This is a genomic window from Spirillospora sp. NPDC048824 (assembly GCF_043198455.1).
Classification (GTDB): Bacteria; Actinomycetota; Actinomycetes; order Streptosporangiales; family Streptosporangiaceae; genus Spirillospora.
On sequence record NZ_JBICUS010000002.1, the window covers coordinates 80588 to 95769 of the forward strand.

Annotated in this window: 14 protein-coding genes; 6 read left to right on the forward strand and 8 right to left on the reverse strand. The window is 71.2% G+C overall.

The features are described 5' to 3' along the window. Positions 1–286: 286 nt before the first annotated feature. The 3 genes from ACGFIS_RS03920 to ACGFIS_RS03930 all read right to left on the reverse strand — a co-directional run bounded on the left by ACGFIS_RS03920 (position 287) and on the right by ACGFIS_RS03930 (position 4230). Positions 287–565, reverse strand: coding sequence for a WhiB family transcriptional regulator (locus ACGFIS_RS03920; RefSeq protein WP_392901437.1), 279 nt, complete (start codon positions 563–565; stop codon positions 287–289). Positions 566–1213: 648 nt separating this feature from the next. After that, complete coding sequence (tesB, locus tag ACGFIS_RS03925) at positions 1214–2086, reverse strand: acyl-CoA thioesterase II (protein ID WP_392900889.1); 873 nt, start codon at positions 2084–2086, stop codon at positions 1214–1216. A 68-nt stretch (positions 2087–2154) separates the two neighbouring features. Then, positions 2155–4230 (reverse strand): ATP-dependent DNA helicase UvrD2, encoded by a 2076-nt coding sequence (locus ACGFIS_RS03930; protein WP_392969375.1) that lies wholly within the window; start codon positions 4228–4230, stop codon positions 2155–2157. Between the two features lie 129 nt (positions 4231–4359). On the opposite strand from ACGFIS_RS03930, the gene ACGFIS_RS03935 reads away from it, so the two are divergent. Beyond that, positions 4360–4641: a mycoredoxin gene (locus ACGFIS_RS03935; RefSeq protein ID WP_392900883.1), complete on the forward strand. Its 282-nt coding sequence runs from the start codon at positions 4360–4362 to the stop codon at positions 4639–4641. A gap of 57 nt (positions 4642–4698) precedes the next feature. Here ACGFIS_RS03935 and nudC read toward each other — a convergent pair whose 3' ends face one another. Both nudC and ACGFIS_RS03945 read right to left on the reverse strand, forming a co-directional pair. Continuing rightward, on the reverse strand, positions 4699–5610 hold the full coding sequence (gene nudC, locus ACGFIS_RS03940) for an NAD(+) diphosphatase (RefSeq protein ID WP_392969378.1): 912 nt from the start codon (positions 5608–5610) through the stop codon (positions 4699–4701). A gap of 22 nt (positions 5611–5632) precedes the next feature. Continuing rightward, entirely contained in the window at positions 5633–7033 is a 1401-nt protein-coding gene (locus tag ACGFIS_RS03945) for a dipeptidase (protein WP_392969381.1), read from the reverse strand. A 110-nt stretch (positions 7034–7143) separates the two neighbouring features. Between ACGFIS_RS03945 and ACGFIS_RS03950 the strand changes: the two genes are divergently transcribed. Then, positions 7144–7428, forward strand: coding sequence for a DUF4031 domain-containing protein (locus tag ACGFIS_RS03950; protein WP_392900873.1), 285 nt, complete (start codon positions 7144–7146; stop codon positions 7426–7428). On the opposite strand, the gene ACGFIS_RS03955 is transcribed toward ACGFIS_RS03950, so the two are convergent. Next, entirely contained in the window at positions 7418–8026 is a 609-nt protein-coding gene (locus ACGFIS_RS03955) for an HD domain-containing protein (protein WP_392900870.1), read from the reverse strand. The two genes, ACGFIS_RS03950 and ACGFIS_RS03955, sit on opposite strands and share 11 nt — an antisense overlap. Positions 8027–8225: 199 nt before the next feature. Between ACGFIS_RS03955 and ACGFIS_RS03960 the strand changes: the two genes are divergently transcribed. From ACGFIS_RS03960 to ACGFIS_RS03975, 4 genes are read left to right on the forward strand one after another with little or no spacing between them, the layout of a single operon-like run. Then, positions 8226–9371 carry an acetyl-CoA carboxylase biotin carboxylase subunit family protein gene (locus tag ACGFIS_RS03960; protein WP_392969384.1) on the forward strand — a complete coding sequence of 382 codons (1146 nt, stop codon included), beginning with the start codon at positions 8226–8228 and terminating at the stop codon, positions 9369–9371. Beyond that, positions 9368–10945, forward strand: a complete 1578-nt coding sequence (locus ACGFIS_RS03965; RefSeq protein ID WP_392969387.1) for an IucA/IucC family protein — start codon at positions 9368–9370, stop codon at positions 10943–10945. The genes ACGFIS_RS03960 and ACGFIS_RS03965 overlap by 4 nt, the downstream gene beginning before the upstream one ends. 50 nt (positions 10946–10995) lie before the next feature. Continuing rightward, positions 10996–12597 (forward strand): IucA/IucC family protein, encoded by a 1602-nt coding sequence (locus ACGFIS_RS03970; RefSeq protein ID WP_392969390.1) that lies wholly within the window; start codon positions 10996–10998, stop codon positions 12595–12597. Then, positions 12594–13667, forward strand: a complete 1074-nt coding sequence (locus tag ACGFIS_RS03975) for a type III PLP-dependent enzyme (RefSeq protein WP_392900858.1) — start codon at positions 12594–12596, stop codon at positions 13665–13667. The genes ACGFIS_RS03970 and ACGFIS_RS03975 overlap by 4 nt, the downstream gene beginning before the upstream one ends. Positions 13668–13670: 3 nt before the next feature. Here the strand turns inward: ACGFIS_RS03975 and ACGFIS_RS03980 are convergent, their stop codons facing one another. Together ACGFIS_RS03980 and ACGFIS_RS03985 are read right to left on the reverse strand one after the other, a co-directional pair. Continuing rightward, positions 13671–14501 (reverse strand): maleylpyruvate isomerase family mycothiol-dependent enzyme, encoded by an 831-nt coding sequence (locus ACGFIS_RS03980; RefSeq protein ID WP_392969393.1) that lies wholly within the window; start codon positions 14499–14501, stop codon positions 13671–13673. After that, positions 14498–15127, reverse strand: coding sequence for a maleylpyruvate isomerase N-terminal domain-containing protein (locus ACGFIS_RS03985; protein WP_392900852.1), 630 nt, complete (start codon positions 15125–15127; stop codon positions 14498–14500). Before ACGFIS_RS03985 ends, ACGFIS_RS03980 begins: the two co-directional genes overlap by 4 nt. Between the last annotated feature and the right edge of the window lie 55 nt (positions 15128–15182).

The window sequence follows — 15182 nt, forward strand, 5'->3', positions numbered from 1 at the left end:
CGGCGCGAGCAGGACGCGCCGCACCCGTGACGCCCTCGTCCGCGCGTCACGGCGCGCACGCCGCAGCACACGGACACGGGCCGCCAGCTCATCGGGCACGGCCCCGGGTATTCGCTCCCGGGACGGATCCTGGCCCGGCAAGGTCTTCTCGTCTTCTCCGAGGACCTGCCCTGTGCAGATCTCCCGCGGCTGAACGGTCATCATCGTGTTCCCTCCGGCGCCCGGAGGCGCGGTCCCCGCGCGGGGGCCGCGCCTCCGGGGTTGGTGCGGTCGTGTGCCGGCGTGCTCACACGGTCACTTCGTCCGGGCGCGGGTGCTTGCGCGGACGGCCACGCGGCCGCTTGCGCGGAACGATCACACCGCGGACGAACAGCTCGCCGCCCCAGACGCCCCAGGGCTCCTTGCGGTCGAGCGCGCCTGCGAGGCACTCCCTGCGAAGCGGGCACTCCAGGCACAGGGCCTTGGCGAGCTCGACGTCGGCGGGAGCCTCGGCGAAGAACAGCTCCGGGTCGGTCCGGCACGGAAGAGTGAGGTCCTCCTCGCTTACTGCGAGTGCCCCCTGCATCACAGTCACCCTTGTTCCTCTCGTTGGATCTCAACGGGCGTGTCAGTGGGTTGTCCGGGAAAAAGAAGAAGGCCGCGGATCCGGTCTGGATCCGCGGCCTGGGGGCTGTGCCGGTCTATTCGCTAGACCGGTCGCCTCCAGGGATACGGACCCGACACGCCACCCTTGACGGTGACGCCCACGTGGGCCGTGGCCGGAGCCGGGACGCTCGTGCCCTCGGAAAGGTGTTCGAGGACACTTCGCCCCTGGCCGTCCTGGATTCGCTGCGCAATGTGCAGATCACGCAGATTCGTTCCGCGCATGCTCCACATGCCGCGGGAATCGCGCAGTCGCACACCGGACGCCGCGGAATACGCGGCGGGGCCATCGGGGATCGAGACGCCAGGGCATGCGGCGGTCCAGGACGACGCGGATTTGAACAACGTGTTACTCACCGGACTGCACACCACCTCTCTGGCTGCTCGGGCCGCACCGGCGGATTCAAGATCCACACCGGTCTGGCCGGTTGATTGCTCGCGTTCGAGCGTACGGGGACTCCGCAGAATCAACAAGATATTTTTGACCTGCGGTTTTGTGGGTCACTTCACCCTTTTCCCGCGGAACCCGTGCCGTCCGGGGAGCGTCGAACCCTCCCGGGAGACCCGCACATCACCGCCGCGGCGAGTCCGCGACCCGGACGAGCCCTTCCTGCATCACGGACACGACCAGTTCCCCGGCCCTGGTGAAGACCTGGCCGCGAGCCAGCCCCCGCGCACCGCCGGCGAACGGGGTCTCCTGGTAGTACAGCAGCCAGTCGTCGGCCCGGAACGGCCGGTGGAACCACATCGCGTGGTCGAGGCTGGCGCCCATCGTCCGTTTGTCCCCCCAGGCCAGGCCGTGGTTGAGCAGGACGGTGTCGAGCAGCGTCATGTCCGACGCGTAGGTCATCAGGCACACGTGCAGGAGCGGGTCGTCCGGCAGTTCGCCGTCGACCTTCAGCCACACCTTCGACTCGGGGGTCGCCAGCGACGGGTCTTTCGCCGCCTCCCACGTCAGCGGCGTCGCGTGCCGGATGTCGAACGGGCGGCGCGTCACGAACTCCCGCGCCCCGACCGCCCCGAACAGCGGCGTCAGGCGCGCCAGGCCGTCCGGCAGCGACTCGGGCGCGGGGGCGTCCGGCATCGCGGCCTGGTGGACGGGCCCGTCCTCGAGGATCTGGAACGACGCCGACAGCGTGAAGATCGCCTTGCCGTGCTGGACGGCGGTGACGCGCCGCGTGGTGAAGGACCTGCCGTCCCGGACCCGGTCGACGGTGTAGACGATCGGGACGAGCGGGTCGCCCGGACGGATGAAGTAGGCGTGCAGGGAGTGCACGGGCCGGTTCGAGGGGACGGTGCGCCCGGCGGCGACGAGCGCCTGCCCGGCCACCTGGCCTCCGAAGACGCGCTGCCGCCGCTCCTCGGGGCTGCGGCCGCGGAAGATGTCGTTCTCGATCTGCTCGAGGTCCAGCAGGTCCAGCAGTTCCTTCAGCGATTCCTTCACGGCCGCCAGTCTTCCGTATCCGGTGGTGTGAGCGGCATCTCAGCCCCCCGGACGCCTGGAGGCCCTGCTCACACTCCGCACAGGCCGAGGACCGCATCGCCGTAGCGGTCGAGCTTCACCTTGCCGACGCCGGGGATGCGGGCCAGGTCCTCCATGGATTCGGGGCCGCGCTCGGCGATCGCCTGGAGCGTCGCGTCGGTGAACACCACGTAGGCGGGGACCTTCTGCTCGGCCGACACGCGGGCGCGCCATTCCCTGAGCGCGATGAGGAGTTCCTCGTTGAGCTCGGAGGGGCAGTCCTCGCAGCGGCCGAGCTTGCGTTCGACGGCGGCGGTCAGCGGACGCCCGCACACCCGGCACGGCTGCGGCCCCTTGGTGGTACGCCGCTTCGCCCGGTCGGCGCGGGCCGGGGTGTGGGTGGCGGTCTTGCCGGTCAGGCCGTCCAGGAAGCGGGACGGGCGGCGGTGGCGCGACCCGCCCGGTGAGCGCGACAGCGCCCAGGACAGCGACAGGTGGACGCGCGCCCGGGTGACGCCGACGTACAGCAGCCGCCGTTCCTCCTCGATCTGCGCGGGCGTCTCCGCGTAGATGATCGGCAGCGTCCCCTCGGCGAGCCCGACGAGGAACACCGCGTCCCACTCCAGGCCCTTGGCGGCGTGCAGCGACGCGAGCGTGACGCCCTCCAGAGGCGGCGCGTGCTGCGCGGCGGCGCGTTCCTCCAGTTCGGCGACGAAGTCCGGAAGGCCGGCCTTCGGGTTGTCGGCGGCCATGTCCTCGGCGAGCTGGGCCAGCGCGGCGAGCGACTCCCAGCGTGCTCGGGCGGCACCGGCGCCCTCGGGCGGCCGGTCGGAGAACCCCGCCCCGGACAGCACGTGCCGGACGGTCATGATCAGCCCCGTCCCGTCGTTCTCGGCGTCGGCGCCCGCCCGCGCCGCGCCGCGCAGCCTGACCACCGCCTCGCGGACCTCGGGCCGCTCGAAGAACCGTTCCGCGCCGCGCAGCACGTAGGGGACGCCCGCCGCCGCCAGCGCCGCCTCGTACGTCTCGGACTGCGCGTTGATCCGGTACAGGATCGCGATCTCCCGCGCGGGGACGCCCTCGTCGACGAGTTTGCGCGCCCGCCGCGCCGCGTCGTCGGCCTCGGCGACCTCGTCGTCGTACTCGTTGAACACCGGCTCGGGGCCCTGTTCGCGCTGGGCCTGCAACTCCAGCTTGTGCCGGACCGCCCCGTCGCCCCTCGCCTGCCCGATCACCCCGTTCGCCAGCCGCACCACCTGCGGCGTCGACCGGTAGTCGCGGACGAGCTTGACGACCTTCGCGTCCGGGTGCTCGCGGGTGAAGCCGAGCAGATGGGACGGGGACGCGCCGGTGAACGAGTAGATCGTCTGGTTGGGGTCGCCGACGACGCACAGGTCGTCGCGGTCGCCGAGCCAGGTGTCGAGCAGCATCTTCTGCAGCGGGTTGACGTCCTGGAACTCGTCCACGACGAAGTACCGGTACTGCTCGCGGACCTGGTTCGCCACCTCCCGGTGCTCGGTGAGGACGGCCGCGGTCAGCTCCAGCATCCCCTCGAAGTCGAGCAGGTTGCGTTCGCGCCTGAGCTGCTCGTACATCGCGTAGACGCGCGCCACGTCCACGATCCCGGCGGGCGGCTTCCGGGCGGCCTGGACGACGGCGGCGGGGTAGTCCTCCGGCCGGTGCTGGGTGACCTTCGCCCATTCGATCTCGCTCGCGACGTCGCGCAGTTCCGTCCGCCCGAGCGAGAGCCGGCACGCCCGCGCCGCGTCCGCCACCAGCCCGATCTTCGAGTCGATGATCTTGGGTGGTTCGCCGCCGACGACGCGCGGCCAGAAGTAGGTGAGCTGACGCAGCGCCGCGGCGTGGAACGTCCGCGCCTGCACGCCTGGCGCGCCGAGCTGCCGGAGCCGGCTCCGCAGCTCCCCCGCCGCCCGGGTGGTGAACGTCACGGCCAGCACCCGCTGCGGCGTCACCACTCCGGTCAGCGTGGCGTAGGCGATGCGGTGCGTGATGGCCCTGGTCTTGCCCGTCCCGGCGCCCGCCAGCACGCACACCGGCCCCTTCACCGCCTCGGCGACCGCCCGCTGTTCGGGGTCGAGTCCCTCCAGCACCGACTCAGCCAACATCCCCCCATACTCGCAGCCCGCACCACCCGTCACGGCCATCACGCCACCTGTGGACGAGTGGAATGCGCAGCGGGTGTCTACTGTTCTTCGGAGCGGATCGTACGAACGAACGAGGGAGACGACGGAGCGATGGCGACGCCGACGACCGACCGGGCCAAGGGCACGACCGGCCAGCTCACCATGTACACGACGACCTGGTGCGGGTTCTGCCGCCGGCTCAAGAGCCAGCTCGCCCGCGACGGCATCGAGATGGTGGAGGTCGACATCGAGCGCGACCCGGAGGCCGCCGACTTCGTCATGAGCGTCAACGGCGGCAATCAGACGGTCCCGACCGTCCTCTTCCCCGACGGCTCCGCGGTCACCAATCCCAGCGCCAAGGCGGTCAAGGCGAAGCTCGCCTCCCTCGCCTGAGCCAACCCGAGCCCGGCGCCCGTTGGGGTCGCCGGGCTCGCGCATGTCCGGTGGCGATCAGAAGTCGGGCATCTTGGGGAGGTCGCCGCCGTACCAGCGCATGATGAGCTGGGCGGCGATGGACAGCGGGCCGGGCGCGACGATGTCGCCGGCGTCGATGGCCGTGCGGAGTTCGTCGCGGGTGTACCAGGCGGCGTCCAGGATCTCCTCCGGGTCGGGGTACAGCGGGACGTCGCCGTCGGCCCTGGCGGTGAAGCCGAGCATGAGGCTCTGCGGCAGCGGCCACGGCTGGCTGCCGAGGTAGCGGACGTCCCGGACGGGAATCCCGACCTCCTCCTTCACCTCCCGCGCGACGGCCTGTTCGAGGGATTCGCCCGGCTCGACGAACCCGGCGAGGATCGAGCGGCGGTCGGCGGGCCACTGCGGGCCGCGGGCCAGCAGGATCCGGTCGGCCCCGTCCGTCACCAGCATGATCACGGCGGGGTCGACGCGGGGGAAGTGCTGAGAGCCGTCCTCGGGGCACACCCGCACGTGCCCGGCGGACGCCGTCCGCGTCTCGGCGCCGCAGCGCGGGCAGTACCGGTTGTTGCGGTGCCAGTGCTCCAGCGCCACGACATGGGTGAGCAGGCCGGAGTCCTGGTCGCTCAGGAGGGCGCCGACGCGGCGCAGCCCGGACGGCTGCGTCCCCTCGATGGCGGGCAGCGGGCCCGGCGTCCCGAAGTAGGCGGTGCCCGCGTCGTCCACGCCGAGGAGCCAGCGGTCGCCGTCCGGCGCCTGGTCCGGCGGGACGAGGACGAGCGCGGGGGTGGGCTCGTAGGTCACCAGCGCGCGGCCGTCCTGGACGACCAGGACGCAGGTGCCCGGGTCCGCCCAGGCCGCGTCCAGCCAGGCGTCGTCGCGGCGGTGCAGCGCGACCCTGTCCAGGGTTCCGCGTGAGAGTGCCAGCCACTCCAGGGGGCCATCGGTCACGTTCTGCTCCTCTCCAGGGGTTTCAGCGCAGCGCGGTGGCGAGTTCTTCCCACAGGTACGCGGCGGCCTCGGCGCCCTTGAGGAGCAGCGGTATCTCGACCTTCTCGTTCGGGGCGTGGATTCGGTCGCCGTTCAGGCCGACCGCGACGAAGATCAGCGGCGCGTCCAGGATGTCGGCGAGGTCGGCTTCGGGGCCGCTGCCGCCTTCGCGGGTGAACAGGACCTCCGTGCCGAACGCCCGTTCCATCGCGCGGCGCGCGGCCTCGACGCCGGCGGAGTCGATCGGCGAGAAGCACGGCCGGACGCCGCCGCCCGGGACGCGCACCTCCGCCTCGACGCCGGGCGGGGTGTGCTCGGCGACCCACGCCTTGAACGCCTCCTGCACCTTGCCGGGGTCCTGGCCGGCGACGAGCCGGAACGAGAGCTTGGCGTGCGCGTCGCGGGGGACGATGGTCTTGCCGCCGGGGCCGGTGTGCCCGCCCCACATGCCGTTGATCTCGGCGGTGGGGCGCGCCCAGATCCGTTCGAGGGTGGTGTAGCCCTTCTCGCCGTGCGCGGCGCGGCTCTCGCCGGCGCCCCGCAGCCACTCGTCCTCGTCGAACGGGAGCCGCGCGAACAGGTCGCGCTCCTCGCCGGTCAGCGGGACGACGTCGTCGTAGAAGCCGGGGAGGGTGACCCGGCCGTCGCCGTCGTGCAGGGCGGCGAGCAACGCCGCCATGGCCTGCAGCGGGTTCGGCACGGCGCCGCCGAACGAGCCCGAGTGCAGGTCGGTCGACGGGCCGCGCAACGTGACCTCGGCCTCCGTCAGCCCGCGCATCCCGGTGCACATCGACGGGACGTCCGCCGCCCACATCGTGGTGTCGCTGATGACGACGGCGTCGCAGGCGAGCCGGTCGCGGTGGGTGCGCAGCAGGTCGGCGAAGTGCTTCGACCCCGACTCCTCCTCGCCCTCGACCAGGAGCTTGATCGTGACGGGCGGCGCCGTCCTCCCGGACGCGGCGAGCGACGCGCGGATCCCGAGCGTGTGGAAGAAGATCTGCCCCTTGTCGTCGGACGTGCCGCGGCCGACGAGCCGGTCGCCGTCCTCGACGGGCTGGAACGGGTCGGTGTCCCACTCGTCCAGCGGTTCGACCGGCTGGACGTCGTGGTGGCCGTACACGACGACGGCGGGTGCGCCGGGGTCGCCGGCGGGCCATTCGGCGTAGACGGCCGGGAGTCCGGGGGTCTCCCAGATCTCGACGGCGGGGAAGCCCTGGCCGCGCAGGTATTCGGCGAGCCACTCCGCGGATTTCCGGACGTCCCCGGCGTGCGCCGGGTTTCCGGAGACGGACGGGATCGCCAGCCACTCCTTGAGGTCGGCGATGAACCGGTCCCGGCCTGCCTGGATGTGCGCGACCACGTCGTTCCGCTGTACGTCGTTCACCTGCATGCCCCTTCGCATGTGTACTGTCGGGCTGAGTTTCCCTCATCCGGTGTTCGCCGACGTCCGTACCCGTCCGGTCTGGAACCGGTCACTCGTCCCCCGGAGCCTTCTTGATCCTCATCGATCCGCCGCTGTGGCCCGCACGCGGCCGCGTCTGGTCGCACATGGTGAGCGACGTCTCGTACGAGGAACTGCACGCCTTCGCGGCGGAGCTGGGGATGCCGCCGCGGGCGTTCGAGCGCGACCACTACGACGTCCCGTCCGAACTCTACGAGACGGCGGTGTCGCTGGGGGCGCAGGCGGTCGGTTGCCAGGAGCTGCTGTCGCGCCTGACGGCGGCGGGCCTGCGCCGGCGGAAGGCTTACCGGCCACGGGGTGCCGCCGCTAGGCGTTGAGGAGCGTCAGCTCTGTCCGGATGTTGTTCCTTGCGCGTTCTTCGTAGCGTTCCCGGGCCGTGGCCGTGTGAAAGAGTCTCGGCAGCGCGAGTAGGCCGTTGAGCACTTGGGCGCGTCCCGCTTGGAAGAACTCGTCGGGGACGAACGCGTACTCCTCGCGGACTGCGGCGGCGTAGGCGGCGTACTGGTCGGAGTCCGCGCCGAGGATCGCGAGGTCGGCGTCGCACAGCACCTGGCCGTTCGGGTCTTCCTCGTGCGGCGCGTGCGTGGTGGTCAGCTCGATCAGGCGGACGACTTCCTCGATGTCCGGTTCCCGGAGGTCGGTGTCGGTGAGCATGCGGGCGGCGAGGCGGGCGCTGCGTTCCTCGTTGTCGGCGCGTTCGGGGTCGTAGACGGCGTCGTGGAACCAGGCGGCGAGCCGGACGAGGTCGGGGGCGGCGGCGTGCCCGGCCAGCTCGTCCACGAGGTCGAGGACGGCGGTGAGGTGGCGGCGCGTGTGGTAGCGGCGATGCGGCTCGCCGTAGCGCTTGTCCAGTTCCGTTCCGATATGCCGGGTGTGAGGCCCCGCAAGCGCGACCCACCGGTCGACGAGATCCATGGCACCATCCTGCCGGATCACCGAACGGGCGGGACACGCGATGTCATCGTTCTTGCCTCCCGCATGCGGCACCGCCACTATGGTGACGGCGAGTTAGGCAAGGCTTACCTCACCCAACGCCCGCCTCGCCCTCCGGCTCATCGAAACCACCCGGCTCATCTCACTGACCGGCTCATGTCTCGCACTGGAAAGGCCGATCGTGGCCGCCTCGCTCCATCTGGTCGCCGGAAAGACGACCGACTCGGTGACGCACGGATTCCTGCCCGCCGCCACGCGCCTGGGCCTCGCCACGACGCTCCTCACCGACCGTCCGGCCGCCCACGCCGGGACGCACAGCGGACCGGTCGTCGAATGCGATGTCACCGACTTCCGCGAAATCATCGCCGCCGTCGACGGCGAGCCTGCGGCCATCTTCTCGAACAGCGACCTCCTGCAGGCCCCTGCCGCGCTGGCCGCCGCCTATTTCGGGCTCCCGGCCAAGGACTGGCGGGCGGCGGCCCGCGCGAAGAACAAGGCGCTCATGCGGCGGCATCTGGTGTCCCTCGACCCGGTCTTCTCGGCCGACGCCCACCGGGTGCCGGCGGACGCGCCCTATCCGCTCGTCCTGAAGCCCCGCGAGGGCGTGGCCAGCGAGGACGTCTTCCTCGTCCAGGACGCCCTGGAGCTCGCCATGCGACGCGGCGAGATCGCCGCGCACCGGGACGGCCCCCTGGTGGCCGAGGAGTATCTTCCGGGACGACTCCACACGCTGGAGACGCTGGGCGACGGGCGGGAACTGCGCGTCCTGGGCTCGTTCCGCACGACCCTCTCTCCACCGCCGTTCTTCGTGGAGGAACGCCTGGAGTGGACGGCCCCGCCCCCGGAAACGCCGCAGATCCTCAAGCAACTCGAGGTGATGGGCGTCGGTTTCGGGGCCTGCCACACGGAGTTCGTCGTCCACGAGGGCCGCGCCCGCATCATCGAGGTCAACTACCGGCTGATCGGCGACCACTGCGACTTCCTGCTGGCCGACCTGCTGGGCGTGCCTCTGTTCGAGGAGATCCTGAACGTTCACCTGGGTGAACCGCTCCGGGCCTGGCGCGTCCCCGACCGAAGGCATGCCGTCGCCGAACCGGTCATCGCCGACCGCTCCGGCGAACTCACGGCGGCTCCCGGCCCCCTGCAGATGGACGACGGCCCAGTGCGGCTCGCCTATCGCCCTCAGCGCTCGGTAGGGGACACCGTCACCGTCACCCGCACCAACCGCGACTACCTCGGCACGATCCGCGCCATCGGTTCCGGGGCCGACGAGGTGAACGCCGCACTGGCGCGCTTCCGCGCCGCCCACGACTGGACGATCGCGTGACCGGCGACGACATCGAAGGCCGGCTCGCGGCCCGGGTCCTGGACGCGCTCCTCCGCGAGAACTACGCGGGCCTGCACCGCTTCATCGAGCACCGGACGCTCGATCTGCCGGGGCGTCCCGTACGCCTCCTGGACGCACGGCCGGCGTTCCTCTCCGAACTCGTCGTGGACCCGGCGCAGAACCTCAGGCTGAGCGATGTCTTCACCGCCGTCCGCACAGTGGCGGACCCGCGCGACGACATGGCCGCCTTCGAGCGGGAATGCCTGGACGCCCTGGCGGCCATCAAGCTCCACAACGACGCGCGCCCGGCGGTGTACCGGCGGCTGGCGCGCATCCCGCGCGAACTGCGGACCGGCCCCGGGACGTTCTACGAGACGCTCGCGGCCTGCAACGACCACCCGGTGCATCCGATGGGCCGCAGCCGCGCGGGCCTGTCCATGGCCGATCTGAGCCGCTACGCGCCCGAGTTCGCGCCGTCGTTCCCGCTCCGCTGGGCGGCGGTGCGGAACCCGGTGCTGGCGGGTTCGCTCCCCGGCTGGTGGCCGGCCCCCGCCGACGTCGGCCTGCCCTCCGCGGACGCGCTGTTCCCCGTCCACCCGCTGGCGGTGCGGCACGTGAGCGCGCTCCCCGGCGCGGCCCTCGTCGCCCCCGACCCGTACCTGCAGGTCACCCCCACACTGTCGATGCGGACGGTGGCGGCCACTCTGCTCGGGCACGTGAAGATGCCGCTGCCGACCAGCACCCTCGGCCTCCGCAACCGCCGCACGATCATGCCCGGCACCCTCCCGGACGGCGCACTCGTCGAACGCGTCCTGCGCCGCGTCCTCCTGCGGGAACCCTCGCTCCCGGTGCTTCTCACCGATGAGCAGACCTACGGCCACGCGCAGGACCCGTTCCTCGGCTACCTCGTGCGGCGCTTTCCACCCGAAACCGCAAACGCGCACATCGTCCCCATAGCGGCACTGCTCGCCGAGGCACCCGATCACGGTCACGTAATCGAAGGCTGGGACGTCAAGCCGCTCTTCGACGCCTACCTGTCGGCGCTGTTCTCATGGAACGTCACGCTGTTCCGCTACGGCATCGCACTGGAGGCGCATCAGCAGAACGTCGCCCTCGTCCTGGACGACGCCCCGCCCCGCCTGCTGATCAAGGACAACGACGGCGCGCTGATCAACACGTCCCGGCTCCGTGAACGCCTCCCCCCGTCCCCGGGCACGGACCCGCGCGACCTCGTCGACCGCAGGATGACGACCGATGACGACGAGGCGCTGGCCCGCGTCTTCATCACCATCACGCTGCACCTGTGCGCCGCCGCCCCCGCCCTCGGACTGGCCGAACACGGCCTGCTCCCCTGGCGCACCGGCCGCACGATGATCCGCGAGCGGCTCGCCGATGCCCTCGGGCCGGACGAGGCGTTCCTGCGCTCCCGCACGCTCGACGCGGACACGCTGCCGGGCAAGGCCATGGTCACCGCCGGAACCCTCGTCGGCAAGGCGCGGACCGGCGCGGCCGACATCAACAAGCACTACGGCCCGCCAGGGCCGAACTACCTGCGGGACGCGACGTGCCCGTGACCCGAACCACCACACCCACCGACCACACTGCACAACCCACGGGACCCGACGTGCTGCTGACAGAACCCGGCATCTCCGCCGACGACGCCACCTCGACCGCGCTGCTGAACTGCCTGATCCGGGAGGTCTGCGCGCCCGAGCAGCAGGTATGGCCGGACGGCGCGCACCTCGTGGCCCGCCTGCCCCGCGCGGGCGTCGTGCTGCGCACGGGCCTGGCCCGTCCCCCGGTCGGACCCACCTACCGCCTGGCGCCGCCCTACGAGGAGCGGCGTGGCGAAGAGTGGATCGCGGCTCCCTGGGACAGGCTGGCGAACCTGGTGGCCGGCGAGCTGGAGCTGGCCACCGGCCGCGCGAACCAGGAGTTCCTCACCCAGGTGGACGACAGCCGCAACGCCTTGGCCGCGATCATCGCCGCACGAAGCGAGCCCTCCGACGGCCGCTACATCGATTCGGAACAGTCCTTGGTGGCGGGGCACCGTTTCCACCCGTCCCCCAAGTCACGCCAGGGTTCCCCGGCCGACTGGCTTGAGTACGCCCCGGAAACGCGATCGCGCTTCCGCCCCCACTGGCTCGCCGTCCCGGAAGACCTCATCGCCGAAGAAGGGGACCCGGACGCGTTCGAAGCCCTGGAGTCGTACGGGCCGTCGTCCCCACCCGGCCGCAGACTTCTCCCCGTCCACCCATGGCAGTTCTCCTTGATGGCGGACAACCCCGTCCTACAGGACGCCCTGGCGCGCGGTTCGCTGCTCAACCTCGGGCCGTCCGGCGCCGAGGCGGTGGCCACATCGTCCGTCCGGACGGCCTATCTGCCGGACGCCGACGTGTTCTGCAAGTTCAGCCTGGACGTGCGCATCACCAACTGCGTCCGCAAGAACGCCTGGTACGAGCTGACCGGAGCGATAACCCTCAACGAGCTACTGCCGCCCATCTTCAAAGAGCTGGATTCCACGCTCCTCACCGAACCCGCCTACCGCAGCACCACCCTCGCCGACCGCCGCCTGTACGAAGGCCTGGGAGTGATCCTGCGCCAAGGCGTCAAGACCCTCCCCGGCACACCGCTCCTGGCCGGCGCACTGGCCGACCCCTACACCGCGCTCCTCGCAGACCTACCGGCCCTATCGGCGCCCGGCGGCGCCGAAGCCTGGTGGGACGCCTACGTGACGCAGGTCGCGCCCCCGGTACTGAGCGCCTACCTGGACCACGGCGTCGTCCTGGAACCCCACCTCCAGAACGTCCTCATCTGCGTGGACACCGACGGCATGCCCATCCACGCGGCGTTCCGCGACCTGGAGGGCACCAAGCTCACCGCGGGCCGATGGGATCTGAGCCACCTCCCGTCCCGCGTGGCCGAAAGCCTCACCTACGCCCCGGACCGCGGCTGGAACCGCGTCGTCTACTGCCTCGTCGTCAACCACCTGACCGAGATCGCGGCCGCGATAGCGGACCGGCACCCGCCCCTCGAACGAGCACTGTGGCGAACAGCGAGAAAGCATTTCGCGGCCCACGACCACCATCCGCAGATAAGGGCACTCCTGGCCGGCGTGCCCCTGCCCGCCAAGGCGAACCTCCGCACCCGCTGGTCACGCGCGGCCGACCGCGGCGCCGCCTACGTCCCCGTCCCCAACCCGCTCGCCGCACCCCGGCCGCTGTGAACGAGTACGCCGTCGGCCTCGGCCGCTACCCGGCCTACATCTACGACCTGCCCGGCCTGGACGCGCACGCCGCGGAAATCCGCGCCGCCCTTCCCAACACGGAACTCTTCTACGCCGCCAAGGCAAACCCGGATGCCGAAATCCTCCGGACCCTGGCCCCACACGTGGACGGCATTGAAGTCTCGTCGGGCGGCGAACTCACCCACGTCCGGGCGACTCTGCCCGACGTCCGCATAGCCTTCGGCGGCCCAGGCAAGACGACCGAAGAACTGTCCCTGGCTCAGCACCTCAACGTCGACCGCATCCACGTGGAGAGCCCGCGAGAACTGTCCCGCCTCCCCGGCCCGGCCGGTGTGCTCCTACGGGCCAATCTGCCCCTCGGAACCCCGAACGCCGCCCTCACCATGAGCGGCCCCTTCGGCATGGACGAGCCCGCACTCAACGAATGCGCCCGCCGCATATCCGAAAGCCCCCGCATCGACCTCCGCGGCGTCCACGTCCACCTCGCCTCAGGCCTGGACGCTCCCGCGATGCTCGACCTGGCCACCCGGATAAGGGACTGGGCACTCCCCTGGCTGGAAACCCACGGGATAAGCGACCCGGAACTCAACATAGGCGGCGGAATGGCCGTCGACTACACGCGACCCGACACCCGCTTCGACTGGCGGGCCTACGGCCAGGGCCTCCCCGCGACCCCGTCCCTCCGCATCGAACCGGGCCGTGCCCTCACGGCCTACCACGGCTGGTACGTCACCGACGTCCTGGACGTGAAAACCACCCGCGGCGAGACTTACGTGATCCTTCGAGGCGGCACCCACCACCTGAGGACCCCGGTGACGAAGGGCCACGACCAGCCCTTCAAAGCCCTGACCGCGAGCGGCCCTGAGAACCGGGCCACCCTGGTCGGCCAGCTGTGCACGCCCAAGGACGTTTTCGCCCGCGACGTCCTGGTCCCGCACCTGTCCCCAGGCGACGTCATCGCTTTCACCATGGCCGGCGCCTACGCCTGGAACATCTCCCACCACGACTTCCTCATGCACCCGAAGCCGGCGTTCCACTACCTACGCTGAACCTCACCCGGAATGGATGATCGATACGATTCTCAGCGCCGCCTCCACCATCGCCCGATCCCCCTCGGCCCGGACACGCTCAGCGGCAAGGTCCGGACCGATACCACGGGTGCACAGGCGCCAGGCAGTGCCGGGATCAAGTTCGACCAATCCCGAAGGACGGGCCCGCGTCTCCCGCCGCAGCACCCACCGATCGGCCCCGCGAACGCAGGCCCAACCCCCGAACCCGGTGACGACCACTTGGAGGACGGCGCCTTCGGCCGCGCCGACATCTCGCATCGTGTGCGGCAGCGCCCGCATGAAAGTGTCGAGGACGGGTTCGAGATAACGCGGGTCCGTGAGCCCCGCCCGTCCGGTCGCGTCGCAGATCTGCTGGTGATGCGTCCAGTACTCACTGAAGTCCCGGGCGGCGTCCAGCCACACCGGGTGCGGTTCGGGACCGGCCCAGGAGACCGGGCCGCCCACGGCCTCCATATCGGCGGCCCGCCAGAACGCCGCGATCTCGTCACCGGCGGACGACAGCATTTCGATGAGGAGCCGCGGGCTGATACGGCGCGCCGCCGTGACCCACTCGTCGTTGATGCGGTCGATGAAGTCCGGGAACGCCTCACCGCCCCGCGGTTTCAGCGCCTCGTACTGGTCGCGGCCCCTGGAAAGCCGTCCGACGTGGTCGCCCAGCACGTGCGCGGCGATGTCCTTGACGGTCCACCCGGGGCAGGCGGTCGGCCGCGTCCACTCATCGGGCCCGAGGCCGCGCAGCAGCCCGATGAACGCGGCCTGCTGCTCCGCGAACAGCGGCCGGACGTCGATCGGCGGACCGAGCCAGGCGCTCATGTGCGAACCGAACCGTGCCAGCACCAAGACGTCAGGCGCGAACGGCCCGGAAGCTCCGCACGGCCGGTCGCCCACAGCAGCGTCGGCCACGGCTCCGTGTCACGCGGAGCATCTGGGAACAGCCGTGCGAGCACACGCGAACACATCCCGGCGGGCGGCTCCCACGGCAACCCGAGCCCTTCCGCCAGGTCATGGGTGTGAACGAGAATCTCCACGATGCCCATCGCGGCGAACCCTCCGGGATCCGATGCCCCGAAAACATGATGGGCCCGCACGTCCGGCGGGGTACTGCGCACCATCGCGATGAGCAGCCCCCCGCACGCCTCCAGCACCTGCAAGAGCCCGGCGGGCCCCGCCTCACGGTTCGCGTGGACGGCGTTCGCGGGGCCACCGGGCCTCCGGCTCTCCCACACGAACGGCACCTCGCCGTCCATCGGCGGCGTCCTCGGCCCCAACTGGGCGGCGTAGGCGAACAGGTCGTCGCTCAGATGCTCGACGGTCTCCCAGCAATCCCATTCGAGCGACCCCGCCTTGGCGTCCCAGGCCCCCGGAGGCGCCTCCCGCAGCGCGGCTACGGCAAGCTGAACGGCCGAGTCCAGATCGTCGGCGGTCACGGCATCAGGCATAGGGCGACGCTACCCGGCCCTTGAGCCGCCATGGCACGGGAAATTCGCGTTGCGG